16 protein-coding genes are annotated in these 21,910 nt (G+C 72.7%); 6 read left to right on the top strand and 10 right to left on the bottom strand.

Annotated features, from left to right (window positions below; genetic code table 11):
• Positions 1 to 193: 193 nt before the first annotated feature.
• From ABT160_RS11050 to ABT160_RS11020, 7 genes are all read right to left on the bottom strand, one after another.
• Positions 194 to 3,148 (bottom strand): M14 family metallopeptidase, encoded by a 2,955-nt coding sequence (locus ABT160_RS11050; protein WP_351646259.1) that lies wholly within the window; start codon positions 3,146 to 3,148, stop codon positions 194 to 196.
• A gap of 173 nt (positions 3,149 to 3,321) precedes the next feature.
• Positions 3,322 to 4,317 carry a DNA-binding protein WhiA gene (gene whiA / locus ABT160_RS11045; RefSeq protein ID WP_351646257.1) on the bottom strand — a complete coding sequence of 332 codons (996 nt, stop codon included), beginning with the start codon at positions 4,315 to 4,317 and terminating at the stop codon, positions 3,322 to 3,324.
• The gene (locus ABT160_RS11040; protein WP_351646255.1) at positions 4,308 to 5,330 is read right to left on the bottom strand and encodes a gluconeogenesis factor YvcK family protein; all 1,023 of its coding nucleotides are present in this window, start codon (positions 5,328 to 5,330) and stop codon (positions 4,308 to 4,310) included. Before ABT160_RS11040 ends, whiA begins: the two co-directional genes overlap by 10 nt.
• Positions 5,327 to 6,262 (bottom strand): RNase adapter RapZ, encoded by a 936-nt coding sequence (rapZ, locus tag ABT160_RS11035; protein ID WP_351646254.1) that lies wholly within the window; start codon positions 6,260 to 6,262, stop codon positions 5,327 to 5,329. Before rapZ ends, ABT160_RS11040 begins: the two co-directional genes overlap by 4 nt.
• Entirely contained in the window at positions 6,259 to 8,238 is a 1,980-nt protein-coding gene (uvrC, locus tag ABT160_RS11030) for an excinuclease ABC subunit UvrC (protein ID WP_351646253.1), read from the bottom strand. Before uvrC ends, rapZ begins: the two co-directional genes overlap by 4 nt.
• Before the next feature lie 192 nt (positions 8,239 to 8,430).
• A complete protein-coding gene (locus ABT160_RS11025) occupies positions 8,431 to 9,234 on the bottom strand; it encodes a hypothetical protein (RefSeq protein ID WP_351646293.1) in 804 nt (267 codons plus the stop codon).
• A 5-nt stretch (positions 9,235 to 9,239) separates the two neighbouring features.
• Positions 9,240 to 9,899: a papain-like cysteine protease family protein gene (locus ABT160_RS11020; RefSeq protein ID WP_351646251.1), complete on the bottom strand. Its 660-nt coding sequence runs from the start codon at positions 9,897 to 9,899 to the stop codon at positions 9,240 to 9,242.
• Positions 9,900 to 10,134: 235 nt separating this feature from the next.
• On the opposite strand from ABT160_RS11020, the gene ABT160_RS11015 reads away from it, so the two are divergent.
• The gene (locus tag ABT160_RS11015) at positions 10,135 to 11,091 is read left to right on the top strand and encodes a hypothetical protein (protein WP_351646249.1); all 957 of its coding nucleotides are present in this window, start codon (positions 10,135 to 10,137) and stop codon (positions 11,089 to 11,091) included.
• Positions 11,092 to 11,356: 265 nt separating this feature from the next.
• On the opposite strand, the gene ABT160_RS11010 is transcribed toward ABT160_RS11015, so the two are convergent.
• Entirely contained in the window at positions 11,357 to 11,788 is a 432-nt protein-coding gene (locus ABT160_RS11010) for a Rieske (2Fe-2S) protein (protein ID WP_351646247.1), read from the bottom strand.
• 85 nt (positions 11,789 to 11,873) lie between these two features.
• Between ABT160_RS11010 and ABT160_RS11005 the strand changes: the two genes are divergently transcribed.
• A complete protein-coding gene (locus tag ABT160_RS11005) occupies positions 11,874 to 12,743 on the top strand; it encodes a carbohydrate kinase family protein (protein ID WP_351646291.1) in 870 nt (289 codons plus the stop codon).
• Positions 12,744 to 12,772: 29 nt separating this feature from the next.
• Here the strand turns inward: ABT160_RS11005 and ABT160_RS11000 are convergent, their stop codons facing one another.
• Together ABT160_RS11000 and uvrA are read right to left on the bottom strand one after the other, a co-directional pair.
• A complete protein-coding gene (locus ABT160_RS11000; RefSeq protein WP_351646245.1) occupies positions 12,773 to 14,323 on the bottom strand; it encodes an alpha/beta hydrolase in 1,551 nt (516 codons plus the stop codon).
• A gap of 195 nt (positions 14,324 to 14,518) precedes the next feature.
• Positions 14,519 to 17,638, bottom strand: coding sequence for an excinuclease ABC subunit UvrA (uvrA, locus tag ABT160_RS10995; RefSeq protein ID WP_351646243.1), 3,120 nt, complete (start codon positions 17,636 to 17,638; stop codon positions 14,519 to 14,521).
• A 203-nt stretch (positions 17,639 to 17,841) separates the two neighbouring features.
• Between uvrA and ABT160_RS10990 the strand changes: the two genes are divergently transcribed.
• The 4 genes from ABT160_RS10990 (at position 17,842) to ABT160_RS10975 (ending at position 21,898) form a co-directional block, all read left to right on the top strand.
• Entirely contained in the window at positions 17,842 to 18,528 is a 687-nt protein-coding gene (locus ABT160_RS10990; RefSeq protein ID WP_351646242.1) for a maleylpyruvate isomerase family mycothiol-dependent enzyme, read from the top strand.
• 10 nt (positions 18,529 to 18,538) lie between these two features.
• Positions 18,539 to 19,195 carry an MBL fold metallo-hydrolase gene (locus tag ABT160_RS10985; protein ID WP_351646240.1) on the top strand — a complete coding sequence of 219 codons (657 nt, stop codon included), beginning with the start codon at positions 18,539 to 18,541 and terminating at the stop codon, positions 19,193 to 19,195.
• Between the two features lie 103 nt (positions 19,196 to 19,298).
• Positions 19,299 to 20,360, top strand: coding sequence for a S66 family peptidase (locus ABT160_RS10980; protein WP_351646238.1), 1,062 nt, complete (start codon positions 19,299 to 19,301; stop codon positions 20,358 to 20,360).
• Between the two features lie 260 nt (positions 20,361 to 20,620).
• Positions 20,621 to 21,898, top strand: coding sequence for an MFS transporter (locus tag ABT160_RS10975; protein WP_351646236.1), 1,278 nt, complete (start codon positions 20,621 to 20,623; stop codon positions 21,896 to 21,898).
• Positions 21,899 to 21,910: the final 12 nt, after the last annotated feature.

Below are 21,910 nucleotides of genomic sequence, written 5' to 3'. Positions count from 1 at the left end.
GTTGGTACGCCGGTCTGACGCCGGCGAGCTGTAAATGGGATGTCCCCGACCGCTTACGACCCTACCTCTCCCGCGCCGCTTGAGTGACATCGAACGCCGCCGTCCGGGCCGGGAGGAAACCCGATGACCCGTACCTACCAGCGGGTACGGGCCATCGGGGACTTTCGGCCCCATTTCGGGCCGTCACTCAGAGTCAGCGGCGCAGGGCCTGCAGCGCCTTCCCCACGACCGCCTTGCGGGCCGCGTCACCCTTCACGTGCTCCAGGCCGAAGCCCAGCAGCACGCTGTCACGCGCGGTGACGGCGGCGTACGAGTGGAAGAGCGCGGGCGACCGCTGCCAGTCCACCTGGTTGCCGCCGCTGCCCGCGGGCGGCCCGGGCACGGTCCAGGGGCCGAAGGAGGTCTCGAAGCCCTCGGTGTCCCGCGCCTGGCCGCCGACGACCAGCTTGGCGTCGTCGACGAAGACGCCCATCTCGCCGGTGCCCGGGTCGGTGACGTACGAGATCGCCAGCTCGACCTGCTTGCCCGCGTAGGCGCTCAGGTCGACCTTGGCGTTGCGCCAGCCGTTGGACGGGCCGGTGAAGGCGTTCCACTGGCCGCTGCTGCCGCTCGCGGCGCACGCCGTCTGGCCGACGGTGAGGTAGTGCGCCAGGAACGGGTGGTCGGCCAGGTAGAAGCCCTCCTCGCACTGGGCGGGCGGGGTGGTCGTCGTACCGCCGTTCAGGTCGGGCAGGGTCGTCCAGTCGTCGGCGCCGACCGTGTGCGCCTCCACCAGGACGTTGTCGTAGCCCGGCTCGGTGTCGTAGCTGATCTGGAAGTCCAGCCGCGGCTGGTCCGCGGCCGTGACCGCCGACAGGTCGACGGTGCGCGCCAGGCGCATGTACGCGCTGTCGGCGTGCCGGGCCGCGGCGAAGGTGGCTCCCTCGTACGGCTCGAACGGAGTGCGCACGCCCGGGTAGTCCCCCGCCGCCGCGCTCCTGAACTGCGGGAACTGGTCCGGCTTCAGCGTGTCGGAGGTGACCGTGTAGGCGCCCGCGTTGTCCAGCGGGTTGCCCTCGGCGGCGCCCAGCGGCGCGGTGGCCCCGGCGAACGGGCCGGTGCCCGCGAAGCTCGGCGGGCCGTTCAGGCTGGCCCGCTGGTAGGCGCCGAGGTAGTACTGCGCGAAGTCGTTGGACAGCGCGCCGCCGCCCAGGTCCACCTGGCCGCCGGCGTTCTCCCCGGCGTTGATCAGCTTGCCGCCCTCGTTGAGGAAGGAGCGGATCGCCAGCGTGGTGGCGACCCCGGGCCGCTCGGCCCCGGTGTACCAGAGGACCGTCTTGAAGTTGCCGAGCACGCCCAGGCGGTGCGGGGCGCCCTGGGTGGCCACGTCCCAGACGGCCGCGCGCTGCCCGTTGGCGGCGAGCGCCCCGGTGTACGCCGCGGTGTGCCGCGCGGGCGCGGTGCCGCCCTCCTCGGCCACGACCAGCACGTCGGCGCGCGGCCGGGGCTTGATCGTGTACGTGAAGGAGGGGCTGCGGGTCGCCTTGCCCGCCTTGGTGCGGCCGGTGAACCAGACCTCGACCTGGTCACCGGGCTCGCCGTCGAGGACCTTGGCGCGGTACTCGTCGAAGTAGAGGTTGTCCTCGCCTCCGTAGACGTGGCCGCCCTTCCAGGGCCGCAGCGCCTGGTCGTAGGTGCGGCCGCCGTTGACCCGGTACCTCAGCTCCTTGTCGCGCACCGACTTGCGGGCGGTGACGGAGACCTCCTGGGCCCTGCCGTCGTACGCGTAGGAGGTCGCGAAGGCGTCCGGGGTGAAGTCCGGGGCGTCGATGCCGACCGGGGAGACCGGCTGGTCGGGGTGGATCGAGGTCTCCGCGACGGCGAGCGCGAACGGGACGTTCTTGGCGAACTCCTGCTGGATCAGCTTCTCGCTGTCGGGGAAGTTGAAGGACGAGGTGCAGTCCGCCGGGTCCCACTCGTCGTTCGGGTCGACGCGCGAGGCGGTGGTGCAGGTGGACATCTCCGGCGTGAACATCTGCATGCCGTTGACGTTCGCCGCGTGCCCGTCGGCCTCGCCGTTGGTGGTGTACAGCTCGGAGGAGAGCTGCGAACGGTAGCCGGGGACCGCCGGGTTGGCGGGGGTGCCCGCGAGGGACTTCAGCGCCACGTCGTCCGGGGTCGGGGTGGCCACCTGCCAGCCGACGCCGTACAGCAGCAGCTGGGCGGCGGAGTGGTAGTTGATCCCGTAGTGGAAGCCGATGCGCTTCTCGAAGGCGTCCAGCGCGCGGGTCTCCGGCTCGGAGGCCGGGGCGGTGCCGCGGAAGGTCTCGTCGGCGGGGTCGGGCGAGGAACCCTCGTTGTCGTAGCCCCACTTGTAGGCGAAGTTGCGGTTCAGGTCGACGCCGTCGCCCGAGGTGATCTTCCCGTCGCCGTTGTTGTCGCGCAGGTTCTTGCGCCACTGGCGGTTCTCGGGGGCGGCGTGCGTGAAGTCGTAGCCGTCGGGGTTGGCCGAGAGCACGAACCACAGCTCGGTGGAGTCGACGATCTTGGTGACCCGCTGGTCCTTGCCGTAGTTGTCCAGGTAGTAGTGCATCAGCCGGCGGGTCATCTCCGGCGTGATCCACTCGCGCGCGTGCTGGTTGGACATGTACAGCGTGGCGGGCTTGGACCCGTCCTTGGACTTCTTCGCGCCCTTGCTGACCTTCAGGGCGAGGATGTCCTGGCCGCGCAGCGTCTTGCCGATGCTGACGACCTTGGTGGTGTCCGGGTGCGACTGGGCGGTCGCGACGATCTCGGCCTTCAGCCCGTTCGTACCGCTGTACGGGCGGAACACCCCGTCGCCCGCGGCCTTCACGCGCTTCTGCGCGGCGGCCGACAGCGTGTGCTCGGACAGCGGGATCCCCTTGCCCCGCAGCTCGCCCGCCTGCTTGCCGGTCAGGTACAGCTCGACGGTGGCGCTGCCCTTGGCCGGCACCTGCTCGCTCAGCTCGTGACCGTCGGTCCCGGCCTCCAGGAGCAGCGGCACCTGCTCCTTGGTGACCTTCGCACGGTAGACCGAAATGCCGTCGCCCTCCCCCGGGTTCGGCTGCGCACCGGCGAACGGTGCGGCCGCGAGCCCGGCGACGACCAGTGAAGCCGCGGCGAGCGTCGCTCTCGCTCTGCGTCTCATGTGCCCCCCTTGCAGTTGTCTGCCACGAAACGAACAGTCGCCAGGCTCATGACAGTTCATGATCATGTCAAGACCGCACCGGGCCGGTACGGGACCGCGTGCACGGCACACGCGAAACCGCCGCCGGCACCCCCGAGGGGGCGCCGACGGCGGCCTGTTGGGACGTCGTGCGGTCAGCCGACCAGACCGTCGGCCATCTCCATGTCCTCGGACAGGTTGGACTCCGTACCCGGGATGCCCAGGTCCTGCGCCCGCTTGTCCGCCATCGCGAGCAGCCGCCGGATCCGGCCCGCCACCGCGTCCTTGGTCAGCGGCGGGTCCGCCAGCGCGCCCAGCTCCTCCAGCGACGCCTGCTTGTGCTCCATGCGCAGCCGGCCCGCCGCCGCGAGGTGCTCCGGCACCTCCTCCGCCAGGATCTCCAGCGCCCGCTGCACCCGGGCGCCCGCGGCCACCGCCGCACGCGCCGAACGCCGCAGGTTCGCGTCGTCGAAGTTCGCCAGCCGGTTCGCCGTCGCCCGGACCTCGCGGCGCATCCGCCGCTCCTCCCACGCCAGCACCGACTCGTGCGCGCCCAGCCGCGTCAACAGCGCGCCGATCGCGTCACCGTCACGGACGACCACGCGGTCCACGCCCCGCACCTCGCGGGCCTTCGCGCCGATCGAGAGCCGCCGTGCCGCGCCCACCAGCGCCAGCGCCGCCTCCGGCCCCGGGCAGGTCACCTCCAGGGAGGACGAGCGACCCGGCTCGGTCAGCGAGCCGTGCGCCAGGAAAGCGCCCCGCCAGGCCGCCTCCGCGTCGCACGTCGCACCCGACACCACCTGCGGCGGCAGGCCCCGGATCGGACGGCCGCGGCCGTCCACCAGACCCGTCTGCCGGGCCAGCTGGTCGCCGCCCGCCACCACCCGCACCACGAAACGCGAACCGCGGCGCAGACCACCGGGAGCCATCACGATCAGCTCCGAGTTGTGGCCGAAGATCTCCATGATGTCCCGCTTGAGGCGGCGCGCCGCCATCGCGGTGTCCAGCTCCGCCTCGATCACGATGCGTCCGCTCACCAGGTGCAGCCCGCCCGCGAACCGCAGGATCGACGAGACCTCCGCCTTTCTGCAGCAGGTCCGGGTGACGGGGAGCCGGGAAATCTCGTCCTTCACCGCTGCCGTCATCGCCATGGGCCGATCCTTCCATGCATCCGAAAAATACGGTCGTACGCGGCTGCCAGCAGCTCCGGGTCATGCCGGGGGGAGCCGTCCTGCCGGGCCACGGGAGCCAGCTCCACCGCGGCACCGAGCCGCTTCGCGGCATCTGCCAGGGACTCCCGGTCGGGCACGGCGGCCTCGTCGGCCAGCACCACGTCCAGGGCGAGTTTAGGGGCGTGTCGTCCCAAAACCTCCAAATGACGCTGCGGTGAGAAGCCATCGGTTTCTCCCGGTTGCGGCGCCAGGTTCAGCGGGAGCACCCGGCGCGCCTTCGTCTCGACCAGCGCGTCCAGCAGTTCCGGCACCAGCAGGTGCGGGATCACCGAGGAGAACCAGGACCCGGGCCCCAGGACCACCCAGTCGGCGTCGAGGACCGCCGCCACCGCCTCCGGCACCGCCGGCGGGTCGTGGGGCACCAGGTGCACCGACTGCACCTCGCCCGGCGTCAGCGCCACCGTCGCCTGCCCGCGCACCGTGTCCACGTCGTCCGGGCGCTCCGGGTCGTGGCCCTTCACCAGGGCCTGGAGCTCCAGCGGCACCGCCGACATCGGCAGCACCCGGCCGTGCGCGCCCAGCAGCTTGCCCACCAGGTCCAGCGCCTGCACCGGGTCGCCCAGCTGTTCCCACAGCGCCACGATCAGCAGGTTGCCGACCGCGTGCCCGTGCATCTCGCCCTTGGACTGGAAGCGGTGCTGGATCACCCGGGCCCACGTCTGGCCCCAGTCGTCGTCCCCGCACAGCGCCGCCAGCGCCTTGCGCAGGTCGCCCGGGGGCAGCACCCCCAGCTCCTCGCGCAGCCGGCCGCTGGACCCGCCGTCGTCGGCGACCGTCACCACCGCGGTCAGGTCGCCGGTGATCCGGCGCAGCGCCGCCAGCGAGGCGGACAGGCCCATCCCGCCGCCCAGCGCCACGACCTTCGGCTGGGCGCCGCGCCGGCGCAGCACCCGCACCGGCGGCGAGCTCGCCCGGCGGCGGTACGGCTTCACTCGCGCCCCATGTCCCGGTGGACGACGACCGTCTCGATCCCGGCCGCCGACAGCCGCTTGGCGAGCTTCTCCGAGGTGGCCACCGAGCGGTGCTTGCCGCCCGTGCAGCCGACCGCGATCGTCACGTACCGCTTGCCCTCGCGCCGGTAGCCCGCCGCGATCATCTGGAGCAGCTCGGTGTAGCGGTCGAGGAACTCCTTGGCGCCGGGCTGGTTGAAGACGTACGCCGACACCTCCTCGTTCAGGCCGGTGAACGGGCGCAGCTCGGGCACCCAGTGCGGGTTGGGCAGGAAGCGCATGTCGACCACCAGGTCCGCGTCCACCGGCAGCCCGTACTTGAACCCGAACGACATCACCGTCGCCCGCAGCTCCGGCTCCTCGTCGCCCGCGAACTGGGCGTCCATCTTCGCCCGCAGCTCGTGCACGTTCAGGCTGGAGGTGTCGATCACCAGGTCCGCGTCGCCGCGCAGCTCCCGCAGCAGGTCGCGCTCGGCCGCGATGCCGTCCACGATCCGGCCGTCGCCCTGCAGCGGGTGCGGCCTGCGCACCGACTCGAACCGGCGCACCAGCGCCTCGTCCGAGGACTCCAGGAACACGATCCGCCGGGTCACCTGCCGGCTCTCCAGGTCCGCCAGCGACTCGCGCAGCGACTCGAAGAACTGCCGGCCCCGCACGTCGACCACGACCGCGATCCGGGCCACGTTGCCCTGCGAGCGGGCACCCAGCTCCACCATCGTGGGGATCAGCGCGGGCGGCAGGTTGTCGACCACGAACCAGCCGAGGTCCTCCAGACACTTCGCCGCGGTGCTGCGCCCCGCGCCGGACATCCCGGAGATGATCACCAGCTCGGGGATCGCCGCCTCGGCGGCCTCCCCGGGCTCGAGGGTCGTACTCACGTGTGCCGCTCCGTCTTCTCGGTCGTGCTCGGTCATGCTTCCGTGCCCCCGTCGTCTTCCATGATCTCTCCTGTCGCCGTGTTCACGGCGGGTGCGGCCGGAGCCGCCTGCGCCAGTGCCACGACGACGGACTCGGCGGTCTTGCGTCCCATGCCCGGCACCTCACAGATCTGCTCGATTGTCGCCTGCCGCAGCCGCTTCACCGAGCCGAAATGCTTGATCAACGCCTGTTTGCGGGTGTCGCCGAGGCCCGGCACGGCGTCCAGCGGGCTGGTCCTGACCCGCTTGTTCCGCTTCGAGCGCTGGTAGCGGATGGCGAAGTCGTGAGCCGTGTCACGCACCCGCTGGAGCAGGTACAGCCCCTCGCTGGCGCGCGGCAGCACCACCGGGTCGTCCTCCCCCGGCAGCCACACCTCCTCCAGCCGCTTGGCCAGGCCGCACACCGCCACGTCGTCGATGCCCAGCTCGTCCAGCGCCCGCTGGGCCGCCGCCACCTGCGGCTGCCCGCCGTCGACCACCACCAGCTGCGGGGGGTAGGCGAACCGCTTGGGCCGCCCGTCGTCCTCCGCCGCCGCGACCTCGCCGTCCTCGGGCGCGAACTCGCCGGTCCGCTCCTTCTCGGCCAGGTAGCGCCGGAAGCGCCGGGTGACCACCTCGTGCATCGAGCGGACGTCGTCCTGCCCCTCGAAGCCCTTGATCGCGAACCGGCGGTACTCGCTCTTGCGCGGCAGCCCGTCCTCGAACACGATCATCGACGCCACCACGTCCTGCCCCTGCAGGTGCGAGACGTCGAAGCACTCGATCCGCAGCGGCGCCGCGTCCAGGCCCAGCGCCTCGGCGATCTCCTCCAGCGCGCGCGAGCGCGTGGTCAGGTCACTGGCCCGCTTGGTCTTGTGCAGCACCAGCGCCTGCTGGGCGTTGCGCGCGACCGTCTCCATCAGGTCCTTCTTGTCGCCCCGCTGCGGCACCCGCAGCGAGACGCCGGAACCCCGGCGCGTCTCCAGCCAGCGCGCGACCGCGTCCGCGTCCTCCGGCAGCGCCGGGACCAGGACCTCCTTGGGGACCGCGTCGCCGCTCTCCTCCCCGTACAGCTGCTGCAGCGCGTGCTCGACCAGGTCGCCGGTGGAGACCGCCTCCACCTTGTCCGTCACCCAGCCGCGCTGGCCGCGCACCCGGCCGCCGCGCACGTGGAAGATCTGGACGGCCGCCTCCAGCTCGTCCTCCGCCAGCGCGATCAGGTCCGCGTCGGTGGCGTCCGCCAGCACGATCGCGTTCTTCTCCAGGGCCTTCTTCAGCGCCTCTATGTCGTCGCGCAGCCGCGCCGCCCGCTCGTACTCCATCTCCTCGGCGGCCTCGGCCATCCGCTTCTCCAGGCGGCGGATGTACGGCCCGGCCCGGCCCGCCATGAAGTCGCAGAACTCGTCGGCCAGTTCACGGTGCTCCACCGCGTCCACCCGGCCCACGCACGGCGCCGAGCACTTGCCGATGTACCCGAGCAGACAGGGACGGCCGGTGCGCGCCGCGTTCTTGAACACGCCCGCCGAGCAGGTGCGCACCGGGAAGACCCGCAGCATCAGGTCCACCGTCTCGCGGATCGCCCACGCGTGCGCGTACGGACCGAAGTAGCGGGTGCCCTTCTTCTTCGCCCCGCGCAGCACCTGCACGCGCGGGAACTCCTCCCCCAGCGTGACCGCCAGGTACGGATAGCTCTTGTCGTCGCGGTACTTGACGTTGAAGCGCGGGTCGAACTCCTTGATCCAGGAGTACTCCAGCTGCAGCGCCTCGACCTCGGTGGACACCACGGTCCACTCCACGGAGGCCGCCGTCGTCACCATCGTGGCCGTACGGGGATGCAGGTTGACCAGCGGCTGGAAGTAGTTCGCCAGGCGCTGGCGCAGGGACTTCGCCTTCCCGACGTAGATCACCCGGCGGTGCTCGTCGCGGAACTTGTAGACCCCCGGCGAGTCGGGGATCTGTCCCGGCTTGGGGCGGTAGCTGGAGGGGTCGGCCATGCCCCACACCCTACTGGCGGGGACCGACAGCCAGAGCCCGGAAGGGCCCCGGAGCGGACTGCGCTCCGGGGCCCTCGCGGGGGTGTCGCGGCACCGCAGGCCGCTTCCGTCACCCGCTCGTGTCCGGGGGACGGCGCGGGGACGGTACGGGGGCGGTGCCGGGGATCCGCCGGCGGCTCCCGGCGGGCCGGGTCAGGCCGCCGGTGCCGTACGGCGACGGCGCACCGTCACGACCAGCAGGCCCAGCGCGCCCACCGCGCCCACGCCCGCCGCCGCGGACGCGACCGCGACGACCGGCCGCGCGCCGGCCCCGGCGGCCGGGGCCTCGGCGTAGCCGCCCGCCTTGCCGGAGCGCGCGTACGCGGAGCCGGGCAGCTTGTCCCCGTACGCGCGCTGGACGCGCGCGCGGTAGGCGGCCAGGGTCGTGCCGTTCGACCCCACGGCGCGCACGGCGTCCTCGTCCAGGGGCAGCACCTTCGCGCCCCCGGCCACGTACCAGGCGTTGATCTGCGGCTCCTGGAACACCGTCCCGCCGGGCAGCTTCGCGGCGCCCTGCGCGGCGTACCGCGTCTCGTCGTCCCCGGTGGCGATGTTCACCACCTGCCACGCGGCGCCCTGCTTCACGGTCCACAGGGACGCCGTCCGCCCGTCCGAGGAGACCGCGCGGGCCGCGTAGTACTCCACGCGGGCCACCGGGGCGCCCGCCCGCCCGGCGACGAAGTCCGCCGACAGCACGCTGACCGGCACGGAAGCGCCCTCCACGCGCGGGGCGGCCGCCGTACGGGCCACCGCGCCGTCGCGTGCGAAGAAGCGGGAGAGCGTGTCGAGGGTCTGCGCCGAGCGCACCGCGCGGTCGGGGCCGTCGGCGGCGGGCGCCTGCGCCGCACCCGCCGCCGGGGCGGACAGGGCGAGCAGCGGGACGGCGAGGGCGGCGACGAGGGCCGCGGCGGGGGCGGGGCGGCGGTGCGCCGTGGTGGCGCGGCGGCGGTTCGTCATGGCGCTCACGCCCCGATCCGGTAGAGCGAGTGGGTCCAGGAGAAGGAGCTGTTGTTCACGTACCAGGAGTGCGAGGCCCAGTTGTAGCGGTCGTTGGAGGGCCAGGGGTCGCCCCAGTACACCCAGCTGCTGGCGTCGTCGTAGCCGTAGATCACGTGCATGTGGCCGCCGCCGCTGGACCACTGGATGCGGGTCTCGACCGGACGGTTGGCGTTGATCTCGGTCTGCACGGTGGCGTACCGCAGCCAACCGGTGACGTACGAACCGGGGTTGATGCCCGCCCAGCTCAGCCCGGTCTGGACGTTGCCCAGGGTGGCCTGGTTGTTGGGGCAGTCGTAGCCCTGCTGGCGGTTGAAGGCGGCGTTGCAGAACTGGTTCTGGCTGTACGAGCGGCCGAACCAGGTCGCGATGGTGTTCCCGGACGCGGCCCAGCACCAGTTGGTCTTCTGCTGGGCCTGCATCGTGATGTTGAGGCGCTTGGCGGCGAGGGCGGCCGACGGGGCGGCCTGGTCCGCGGCGGCGGCCGTGGCGGGGGCGGGTGCGGCGGGTGCGGCGGTGGCCGTGGCGGTCGGCACGGCCACCACCGCGGCGGCGAGGAGGACGGCCGACAGGCGGCGTCTGTGCCGGTTCCTTCGCGGGGCGGGGGATGGGGCGGGGTTGCGCATCGCGTTCCTCCCGAGGCGGGGGGTGGGGATCTGGAGGAGCGCGTCCGGACGCTGCTGAGGAGCATCGGTCGTTGTCGGGAACAGGTCAACACGGTTCAATGCGAGGTGACATCGCAATGTGAACGGTGAAACCGCAGTGTGAACGCCCACCCCTGCCCACCTGCGCCCCGCCGCCACCCGCCCGGCGACCCGCCGCCTTGCCGTGAACGTTCACCGAGCCGTACGAGGAGGGCTCATGCGGCACCCCACCCCCGCCCCCGTCCCCGCCTTCTCCCCGCACACCGAGGCCGACCTCGCCCAGGTCCTGCACACCGGCCCGTTCCACCTCGCGCTGCGCGCCGCGCTCGCCGTGCGCGGACTCCCCCTCCAGCGCGTCCAGCACCACCTCGCCCACCGCGGCATCAAGGTCGGCGTCACCAGCCTCAGCTACTGGCAGCAGGGTGCCCGCCGCCCCCAGCGCCCCGAGTCCCGCAAGGCGGTGCGCGCCCTGGAGGAACTCCTCCAGCTGCCCGGCAACTCCCTGATCCGGCTGCTCGACGAGACCGCCCCCGAGGTGGAACGCCCCGCCGCCCGCGCCTACCGCTCCCTCGTCGAGGCCTCGGGCGTCGTCGAACAGCTCCTGGCCGAACTGGAGTGCCCCACCGACGGCGGCCTGCACACCGTCGGGCACCACGAACGCGTCCGCATCGGCGCCGCCCGCGAACTGCTCGGCCGCGAGTCCCAGCACGTCGTACGCGCCCACCGCGACGGCGTCGACCGCTACCTGGCGATCCACCACGGGGACCCGGGCTCCGACGCGTCACGCGTGACCGTGCGCGCCCGCGAGAACTGCCGCACCGGCCGGGTGCGCCACCACCGCGCGACGGGGGTGGTGGTCGCGGAGCTGCTCTTCGACGCCCGGCTGCGGGCCGGGGAGACGTACCCCTTCGGCTACGGCTTCGAGGACGGCACCGGCGGCCCCAGCTCGGAGTACGTGCGCGGCTTCACCTTCGCGGGCGGCCAGTACGTCCTGCAGGTCGGCTTCGACCCGGCCGCCCTGCCGGTCCGCTGCCGCCGCTTCACCCAGCCCTCGGCGGGCGCCCCCCGCAGCTCCCGCAGCGACCTGACCCTCACGGGCCACCACCGCACGGTGCACCTGGTGGAGCAGGGGGTGCGGCCGGGGATCCTGGGGATCGACTGGGATTGGGAGTGACGGGCGAGCTATGACAGATGGCAGATGACAGATGACGGCTAACAGTCGACGGCTGACAGCTGACGGCTGACAGCGGCTGAGATCCGTCAGCTGTCAGTGGTCAGCCGTCATCTGCCATCCGCCCGGCCAACCTTGGTCGGCCGTCATCTGTCATCCGTCAGCTGACCGGCCAACCTTGGCCATCTGTTATCTGACCGGCCAACCTTGGCCAGCCGTCAGACGCCAGCCGTCAGACGCCAGCGCGACGCCGCCCGGGCGTCAGGCGTCAGGCGTCAGGCCCCGCCACCAGCTTGCCGTTCTGGAGCTTGACCGGGACCTCGGGGAGCGGCACCGTCGCCGGGCCCTTCACCGCCTTGCCGGTCGTCACGTCGAAGCGGCTGCCGTGGCACGGGCAGTTCCCGTGGCCGTCCTCGATCTTGTCGAGCACGCAGCCCGCGTGGGTGCACTGCGCGCTGAAGCACTTGTACTCGCCCTTGGCCGGCTGCGACACCAGGACCCGCTGCTCGCGGTAGAGCTTGGCCCCGCCGACCGGGACCTCGTCCGCCGCGCCCAGGTCGACCGGGGCGGTCGGGGTCGGCGTCTCGGCGTGGCCCAGCTTGGACTCCGTGGAGCAGGCGGCGGCCGCGAAGGAGGCCGTTCCGGCGAGTGCGACGCCCTTGAGGACGGTTCGGCGGGCGGCGGGCTGGCTGCCGGACATGGGCTCTCCAGTGGATCAGGTTCGCGTGCGGTCCGACGATACCTCCGCCGTTTACGCTCCCCCGCGCATGGGCTACGTTCGGTCCGTGATCGTCGTCGCCGGTGAGTCCCTGATCGACCTGGTCCCCCTCGAACGGCACGGCATCGAACCGGGTGCGGCCCTGTCGCCCCGGCCCGGTGGCGGCCCGTACAACACCGCCCTGGCGCTGGGCCGTCTGGGTTCTCCCGTCTCCTTCTGCTCGCGCGTGTCGACCGACGGCTTCGGGGAGACGCTGCTGGCGCGGCTGCGGGCCTCCGGGGTGGACGTGTCGCTGGTGCAGCGCGGCCCGGAGCCGACGACCCTCGCGGTGGCCTCGCTGGGCCCGGACGGCTCGGCGGGGTACTCGTTCTACGCCGAGGGCACGGCCGACCGCCTGTTCGAGCTGCCGCCCGAGCTTCCCGCGGGCACGCGCGCGTTGGCGCTGGGCACCTGCTCCCTGGTGCTCGAACCGGGGGCGAGCGCGTACGAGGCGCTGCTGCGGCGGGAGGCGGGGCGCGGGGTGTTCACGCTGCTCGACCCGAACGTGCGGCCCGGCCTGATCGCGGACCCGGCGGCCTACCGCAGGCGGCTGGAGGGCTGGCTTCCGTACGTCTCGCTGCTGAAGCTGTCCGAGGAGGACGCGGACTGGCTGGGCGGGGTGCCCGAGGGGCCGGGCGCGGTGGTGCTGACGCGGGGCGCGGAGGGGCTGACGGTGCGCACGCGGGGCGGCGGGTCGTTCTCGGTGCCGGGGGTGGCGGTGGACGTGGTGGACACGATCGGGGCGGGTGACACGGTCAACGCGGCGTTGCTGCACCGCCTGGTGGGCGGCGGGGAGCCGGACTGGCCGCGGGTGCTGGAGTTCGCGGCGCGGGCGGCGGCGGTGACGTGTTCGCGTACCGGCGCGGAGCCTCCGTACGCCGGTGAGCTGCCGGGCTGACGTATACCGGTGACGTGCGTGGCCGGGGCTCAGCCGTCGGCGTCCATGGGCTGCTCGGGCGGGCAGGAGTCGCCCGGGTCGGGGAGCTTGCCCTCCAGGAGGTACGTGTCGACGCGCTGGCGCACGCAGGCGGAGGCGGAGTAGGCGCCGTGGCCCTCGCCCTCGTAGGTGAGGACGGTGGTGTTGCCGAGGCGCCGGGCGGTCTCCCCGGTCCACTGGTAGGGGGTGGCGGGGTCGCCCTTGGTGCCGACGAGGAGGATGTCGGGCCCTTCGGTGCGGTCGATGTCGCGGATGTAGTCGGTGCCCTTGGGCCAGCCGGTGCAGGAGACGGCGGCGCCGGCCAGCTCGTCGCCGAAGACCGGCGAGGCCTGGGTGAACTCCTTCTGCACGGCGGCGAGTTCGGCGGCGGGGTCGGCGGCGCGCACGGGGTCGTCGGCGCAGTTGATGGCGAGGATGGCCAGCTGGCTGTTGTCGTACTTGTCCTTCTTGTCGCCGTCGGCGTCCTCGCCCGCGAAGACCCGGTTGATCTCGGCGAGGACGCCGGGGTCGTCGTGCTGGTCGAGCTGCTGGAGGCCGACCGCGAGCGCGGGCCAGAGCTGGGCGCTGTAGAGGGAGTTGGTGAGGGCGGTGCGCAGGTCGGCCGTGGTGAAGGCGTCGCCGGCCTTGTCCTTGACGGGGCTGCGGCCGAGCTTGGCCACGAGCCGGTCGAGGGTGGCGGCGGCGGCCTGCGGGGTGGTGCCGAGGGGGCAGCGGTTCCCCTGGGTCGCGCAGCCGGCGAGGAAGGTGTCGAGGGAGCGCTGGAAGGCCTTGGCCTGGGCGAGGGCCGACTGCCGGGCGTCGTCGGTGAGGGTGTCGACGGCGTCGAGGACGAAGCGTCCTGTGGTGGCGGGGAACTGGCTGGCGTACACGGCGCCCAGGCGGGTGCCGTAGGAGGTGCCGAAGTAGTTGAGCTTGTCGTCGCCGAGGGCCCGGCGCAGCACGTCCATGTCGCGTGAGGCGTTGATGGAGCCGATGTGGTCGATGACCTTGCCGGTGTTCTTGCGGCAGGCGGCGGCGTGGTCCTTGAGCTCCTGGACGGCGCGGGTGCGTTCCGCGGGGGTGGTGGGGGCGCTGTCGCCGCCGCCCTCTTCGCTGTCCCCACCGTCGTCCTTGCCGCACTTCACGGCGGCGCTGCGGCCGACGCCGCGGGGGTCGAAGCTGACGAGGTCGTAGCGCTTGCCGAGTTCGGCGTAGTCGGCGCGGGCGCCGGCCAGGCCGGTGAGGCCGGACTGTCCGGGGCCGCCGAAGTTGAAGACGAGGGAGCCGGTGCGGCGGTCGGCGGGGCCGGTGGCGCGGTAGCGGCCGACGGCTATCTCGATGGTGCCGTCGGCGGGGTGCGCGTAGTCGACGGGGACGGTGAGCCCGGCGCACTGCATGTCCTTGAGCTCGGGGTTGTCCCGGCAGCCGCTCCAGCGGGGTTCCTGCTGGTAGAAGCGGGCGAGGTCGGGGGTGTCCCGGGCGGCGTGGACGGGCGCGGCCGGTGCGGCGAGGAGCAGGGCCGCGATCCCGGCGAGGCCGGATATGGCGCTGCGTCGTTTCATGTCGGGTGGCCTTTCGGGAGCCGTCCCCCGGGTCAGCGTAGTTCCGGCGGGCACGCCCCGCAGTTCGGGCGCCCTGGGGGCGTGGGGGTACGGGTCCGGGGCGGCCGGTGCCGTACGGGTCCGGGGCGGCCGGGAACGGGCCGGGCCCCGGCACCCTGGTGGGGGTGCCGGGGCCCGTCCGTGGGGCGCGTCCGCTCAGGCCTTGCGGGCCCGGGTGGTGGTCTTGCGGGCCGGGGCCTTCTTGGCGGGGGCGGCCTTCTTGGCGGTCGCGGTCTTGGCGGTCGCCGTCTTCTTGGCCGCGGTCTGCTTGGCGGGGGCCGCCTTCTCGGCGGCGGCCGTCTTCTTCGCGGCCGTCTTCTTGGCCGGGGCGGCCTTCTTGGTGACGGTGGCCTTGGTCGCGGTGGCGGTGGCGGCGACCGTCTTCCTGGGGGCGCGCTTGCGGGCGGCGGGCACGGAGGCGTCGCTGACCCGGTCCGCGCCCAGGACGTCGCGCAGGAACTTGCCGGTGTGGCTGGCGGGGACGCCGGCGACCTGCTCGGGGGTGCCCTCGGCGATGACGATGCCGCCGCCGCTGCCGCCCTCGGGGCCCATGTCGACGACCCAGTCGGCGGTCTTGATGACGTCGAGGTTGTGCTCGATGACGATGACCGAGTTGCCCTTGTCGACGAGCCCGGAGAGCACCTTGATCAGCTTCGAGATGTCCTCGAAGTGCAGACCGGTGGTGGGCTCGTCGAGGACGTAGACGGTGCGGCCGGTGGAGCGCTTCTGGAGCTCGGAGGCGAGCTTGACGCGCTGGGCCTCGCCGCCGGAGAGGGTGGGCGCGGACTGGCCGAGGCGCACGTAGCCGAGGCCGACCTCGTTGAGCGTCTTGAGGTGGCGGGCGATCGTCGGCACGGCCTCGAAGAAGCCGTGGGCCTCCTCGATGGGCATGTCGAGGACCTCGGCGATGGACTTGCCCTTGTAGTGGACCTCCAGGGTCTCCCGGTTGTAGCGCGCCCCGTGGCAGACCTCGCAGGGGACGTACACGTCGGGCAGGAAGTTCATCTCGATCTTGATGGTGCCGTCGCCCGCGCAGTTCTCGCAGCGGCCGCCCTTGACGTTGAAGGAGAACCGGCCGGGCAGGTAGCCGCGGACCTTGGCCTCGGTGGTCTCCGCGAAGAGCTTGCGGACGTTGTCGAAGACGCCGGTGTAGGTGGCGGGGTTGGAGCGGGGGGTGCGGCCGATGGGCGACTGGTCGACGTGGACGACCTTGTCGACCAGGTCGTCGCCCTCGACGCGGGTGTGCCGTCCGGGGACGGTCTTGGCGCCGTTGAGCTCGCGGGCGAGGTGGGTGTAGAGGATGTCGTTGACGAGGGTGGACTTGCCGGAGCCCGAGACGCCGGTGACCGCGGTGAGGACGCCGAGCGGGAAGGACACGTCGATGTCCCGCAGGTTGTTCTCGCGGGCGCCGTGGACGGTGAGCCGGCGCGTGGGGTCGACCGGGCGGCGCAGGTCGGGGGTGGGGATGCTGCGCTTGCCGGACAGGTACTGCCCGGTGATGGACTCCTTGTTGGTGAGCAGCTGCTTGAGCGGTCCGGAGTGGACGACCTTGCCGCCGTGCTCGCCGGCCCCGGGGCCGATGTCGACGACCCAGTCGGCGACCTTGATGGTGTCCTCGTCGTGCTCGACGACGATGAGGGTGTTGCCCATGTCCCGCAGCCGGACCAGCGTCTCGATGAGCCGGTGGTTGTCGCGCTGGTGCAGGCCGATGGAGGGCTCGTCGAGGACGTAGAGGACGCCGACGAGGCCGGAGCCGATCTGGGTGGCCAGCCGGATGCGCTGGGCCTCGCCGCCGGAGAGGGTGCCCGCGGCGCGGTTGAGGGAGAGATAGTCCAGGCCGACGTCGACGAGGAAGCGCAGCCGCTCGTTGACCTCCTTGAGGACCCGCTCGGCGATCTTCTTGTCGCGGTCGTTGAGGGTGAGCCGGCCGAGGAAGTCCGCGCACTCGCTGATGGACATGGCGGAGACTTCCGCGATGGACCGCTCCATCACGGTGACGGCGAGGACGATCGGCTTGAGGCGGGTGCCCTCGCAGGTGGGGCAGGGCACCTCGCGCATGTAGCCCTCGAAGCGCTCGCGGCTGGAGTCGCTCTCGGCCTCGGTGTGGCGCCGCTTGACGAACTGGACGGCGCCCTCGAAGGCGGGGGTGGTGTAGGCGCGCTCGCGCCCGTACCGGTTGCGGTAGCGGACCTCGACCTGGGTCTTGTGTCCGTACAGCAGGGCCTTCTTGGCGCGCTGGGGCAGTCCGGCCCAGGGGATGTCGGTGCGGAAGCCGAGGGCCTGGGAGAGGCCGCCGATGAGGCGTCCGAAGTACTCCTTGGTGTGCCCGTGCGACCAGGGGTGGATGGCGCCCTCGTCGAGGGACTTGTCCTCGTCGGGGACGATCAGCTCCGGGTCGACCTCCATGCGGGTGCCGATGCCGGTGCAGTCCGGGCAGGCGCCGAAGGGCGAGTTGAAGGAGAAGGAGCGCGGCTCCAGCTCCTCGAAGGACAGGTCGTCGTACGGGCAGTACAGGTGCTCCGAGTACATGCGCTCGCGCTCGGGGTCGTCCTCGGGGAGGTCGACGAAGTCCAGCACGACCATGCCGCCGGCCAGCGACAGGGCGGTCTCGACGGAGTCGGTGAGCCGGCGCTTGGCGGAGTCCTTGACGGTGAGGCGGTCGATGACCACCTCGATGGTGTGCTTCTCCTGCTTCTTCAGCGTGGGCGGCTCGGACAGCTGGATGGTCCGGCCGTCCACGCGCGCGCGGCTGTAGCCCTTGGTCTGGAGGTCGGCGAACAGGTCGACGAACTCGCCCTTGCGCTCGCGCACCAGCGGGGACAGGACCTGGAAGCGGCTGCCCTCGGGCAGCTCCAGGACCCTGTCGACGATGGCCTGGGGCGACTGCCGGGTGATGGGGCGGCGGCACTCGGGGCAGTGGGGCTTGCCGATGCGCGCGAAGAGCAGCCGGAGGTAGTCGTAGACCTCGGTGATGGTGCCGACCGTGGAGCGCGGGTTGCGCGAGGTCGACTTCTGGTCGATGGAGACCGCGGGCGAGAGTCCCTCGATGAAGTCGACGTCCGGCTTGTCCATCTGGCCGAGGAACTGCCGGGCGTACGACGACAGCGACTCCACGTACCGGCGCTGGCCCTCCGCGAAGATCGTGTCGAACGCGAGGGAGGACTTGCCCGAACCGGACAGGCCGGTGAAGACGATGAGCGAGTCGCGGGGGAGGTCGAGCGAGACGTTCCTGAGATTGTGCTCGCGCGCGCCACGGACGATGAGACGGTCGGCCACGCCGGTCCGCACCTTTCTTGAGAGAGGCTTCTGAAGAGAAGCGGGGAGGCTCCAGGAGCCCCGTCCCAGACTATGGGGGGCGCTCGATCGGTGAATGCCCAACAACCAAGGATGCCTCCGCCGAGCCTATAGCACGCGCATTCGATTTACGGCCCTCCTCGGCCACCTTCACCCGAAGGTGTGGCGGCGCTACTGTCAGGCTCATGATCGATCACACACGTGACCTGGCGTCCCTACGCGAAGCCACCGACCGGCTCCTGAGCGCGGTCGCCGAGATGGACAACGCGGCGGCGGCCCGGGCGTCACGGCTGCCGGGCTGGAGCCGCGGCCACGTCCTGGCCCACGTCGCCCGCAACGCCGACGCCCTCGTGAACGTCCTCCAGGGCCGGCCGATGTACCCGAGCGCCGAGGCGCGCGACGCCGACATCGAGCGCGACGCGCCCCGCCCGGCCGACGTCCAGCTCGAGGACGTACGGACGAGCGCGGACCGCTTCCGGGCGCTGGGCGAGGTCCCGGCCGACTGGTCGCGCACGGTCGAGCTGCGCAACGGGGTCACCGACAGCGCCTCCCGGGTGCCCTTCCGGCGGCTGGCCGAGGTCGAGCTGCACCACGTGGACCTGGGCGTGGGCTACGAGCTGGAGGACCTGCCCGAGGACTTCGTGCGGCACTACGCCGCCTTCCTGGCCGACCGCTTCTCGGGCAACGCCTCGGTGCCGCCCACGCGCGCGGTGGCAGACGGCGGGGACGAGTGGCGCACCGGCGGCACGGAGGGCGACGAGGTGACCGTGACGGGCTCCGCCCCCGCCCTGCTCGGCTGGCTCGCGGGCCGCCGGGACGGGTCGGAACTGAAGTGTGCGGGCGGCCCCCTGCCCGTACTTCCGCCGCTATAGGCTTCGGCACATGACGTACAGCGGAGCGGTGAAGGTCGGCGGTCCTGCGGACGTGCACGAGCTGACGGACCTGATGATCTCGAAGGTCGCGGTCGGCCCGATGGACAACAACGCGTACCTGTTGCGCTGCCGGGCCACCGGCGAGCAGCTGCTGATCGACGCGGCGAGCGATCCGGAGACCCTGCTGACGCTGATCGGTGACGACGGCATCGCGTCCGTCGTCACCACCCACCGGCACGGCGACCACTGGGGCGCGCTCGCCGACGTGGTGGCGGCGACGGGCGCGCGCACGTACGCGGGCGCGTACGACGCGGAGGGCATCCCGGTCGCCACGGACGTGCCCGTCGAGGACGGGGACGTGATCCGGGTGGGCCGGGTGGAGCTGACCGCCCGGCGGATGGTGGGCCACACTCCGGGGTCGATCACCCTGGTCTACGACGACCCGCACGGCCACCCGCACGTCTTCACCGGCGACTGCCTCTTCCCCGGCGGCGTGGGCAACACCTGGCAGGACGCGGAGGCGTTCGCGAGCCTGCTGCGCGACGTCGAGACCAAGCTCTTCGACGTCCTGCCGGACGAGGCGTGGGTGTACCCGGGGCACGGCAAGGACACCACCCTGGGCGACGAGCGCCCGCACGTGGCGGAGTGGCGCGAGCGCGGCTGGTAAGTCCCGTACGGGCCCGGCCGGGAGTCCCGTACGGGACTGGTCAGGGCCCTGACCGGGGAAAACCCGGATGTGTTCCGGGGCGGGCGGCGACTAGCGTGGCTCCATGATCCAGCCCACTGGTCCGCTGCCCGCCTACCCGCCCAAGCCGTCCCCCGGCGACCGGGTCGCCGTCGTCTCGGCGTCCGCGGGGCTGCCGGGCCTGTTCCCGCTGCCGTTCGAGCTGGGCCTGCGGCGGCTGCGGGAGGACTTCGGGCTGGTGCCGGTGGAGTACCCGGCGACCCGGACGATGGGGGCGTCCGCCCGGGAGCGGGCCGACGACCTGCACGCGGCGTTCGCGGACCCGACCGTGAAGGCCGTGATCGCGAGCATCGGCGGCGACGACCAGCTGACCGTACTGCCGCACCTGGACCGGGAGTTGATCCGGGCCAACCCCAAGCCGTTCTTCGGCTACAGCGACAACACCAACCTGCTGGCGTACCTGAGCGCGTCGGGGATCGTCGGCTACCACGGCGGCTCGGTGATGGTCGAGTTCGGGCGGCCGGGCGCGATGGACCCGTTGACCGAGGAGTCGCTGCGGGCCGCGCTGTTCACCTCGGGGCCTTACGAACTGCGGCCCGCGCGGCGGTTCCGGGACCGTGAGCGGGACTGGGCCGATCCGGAGACGTTCGCGGCCGAGCCGGAGACGGAGCCGGGCGGCGGCTGGTCCTGGCACGGGCCCGCGCGGGTGGTGGAGGGCCGGGGCTGGGGCGGCAACCTGGAGATCCTGTCGTGGCTGCTGATGGCGGACCGGGAGATCGCCCCGGACGAGTCGGCGTACGACGGCGGGGTGCTGTTCCTGGAGACCTCGGAGGAGATGCCCCCGGCCACCGAGGTGTTCCGGGTGCTGCGCTGCATGGGCGAGCGGGGTCTGCTGCGGCGCTTCCCGGCGCTCCTGATGGCGCGGCCCAAGACCTGGTTCGTGCACTCCCCCAGGTCGCGCGAGGAGTCCGCGCGGTACGCGGCGGAGCAGCGGGCCGCGGTGGAGCGGGCGCTGGCGGAGTACGCGCCGGAGACGATGGCGGTGTTCGACGTGGACTTCGGGCACACGGATCCTCAGCTGGTGCTGCCGTACGGCGGGCTGATACGCGTGGACGGCGAGAGCCGGCGGGTCGTCGTCATGTACTGAGTCGTCACGTATTGAGGGGCCCGTCCAGACTGAGGGGCTTGTCCAGGGGGACGTGGAAGGGCGCGGAGGGACGTACCCGGGCCGCTTGCGGGGAAGGTGTACGGGGCGTGACCGGACGGTCGGCGGCTCCGCCGGTACGGGAGCGCGGACGTACCCTTCACCACCTGGGGCGCTTCCGCGCGCTCCCGTAGCGCGGCCCGGGGCGGGGTAGGTGGCGCGGCATGCGCCACAGTCACTCTCCGTCATCATCGGCATCGTCCATGCGGCGGCTCGCCCTGGCCTCAATGGCCGGGACCGCCGTCGAGTTCTACGACTTCTTCGTGTACGGGACGGCGGCCGCCCTGGTCCTGGGCCCGCTGTTCTTCCCGACGTTCTCGCCGCTGGCGGGGACGCTGGCCGCGTTCGGCACGTTCGCGGTCGGGTTCCTGTCCCGGCCGCTGGGCTCGGTGCTCTTCGGGCACGTGGGCGACCGGTACGGGCGGCGGCCGGTGCTGTTCGCCTCGCTGCTGCTGACCGGCCTGGCGACCGTCGGGGTGGGCTGCGTCCCGTCGTACGAGACGCTGGGCATCGCCGCCCCGGTGCTGCTGCTGTCGCTGCGCTTCCTGCAGGGGCTGGGCCTCGGCGGCGAGTGGGGCGGGGCGGTGCTGCTCACGGTGGAGCACGCGCCCGCGCACCGGAGGGTGCTGTGGTCGAGCTTTCCGCAGACGGGCCCGGCGGTGGGGTTCCTGCTGGCGAACGGGGTGATGCTGGCGCTGTCGTCGCTGCTGACCGACGCGCAGTTCCAGGCGTGGGGCTGGCGGGTGCCGTTCTGGGGCGCCGGGCTGCTCGCGGCGGGCGGGCTGCTGCTGCGCTCGTCGCTGGCGGAGAGCCCGCGGTTCGAGGAGCTCGGGGAGCGGGCGCGGCTGCCGCTGGTGGAGGTGGTGCGCGGGCACTGGCGCCTGGTGCTGCTGACGGCGGGGGCGCTGGCGGTGGGGTACGCGGTGTTCTACTCGGTCTCGACCTGGGCGCTCTCGTACGGCACGACCCGGCTGGGGGTGGACCGTACGACGATGCTGGTGTGCGTGATGGCGGCGGTGGCGGTGCAGGGGGCGGTGACGCCGCTGGTGGCGCTGCTCGGGGACCGCTACGGGCGGCGTCCGCTCTGCCTGGCGGGGTGCGCGGCGTGCGCGCTGTGGATGTTCCCGATGGTGGGGCTGCTGGCGACGGCGGAGCCTCTGCTGATGTTCGCCGGGATCCTGGGGGCGCTGCTGGCGTTCGTGGTGATGTTCTCGGTGGTCGCGGCGTACCTGCCGGAGCTGTACGAGCCGCGGGTGCGGTGCACGGGGGCGGCGGTGGGCTACAACCTGGCGGGGGTGCTGGGCGGGGCGCTGACGCCGGTGGTGGCGACGGCGCTGTCGGACGGGAGCGGGCCGCCGTGGGGCGTGGCGGCCTACCTGACCGGGATGGCGCTGTTGAGCCTGGGCTGCTTCGCGCTGCTGCCGGAGACCCGGCCGGCCCCGGTGCGGGAGGTGGAGGGCGCGCCGGCCGTGGCGGTGTGAGCGACGCCGTGG

Origin of the sequence: Streptomyces sp. NPDC001941 (genome assembly GCF_040296945.1) — a bacterium.
Classification (GTDB): domain Bacteria; phylum Actinomycetota; class Actinomycetes; order Streptomycetales; family Streptomycetaceae; genus Streptomyces.
The sequence above is the reverse complement of the archived record's forward strand: the minus strand, read 5'-3'. Positions and strand labels throughout refer to the sequence as shown.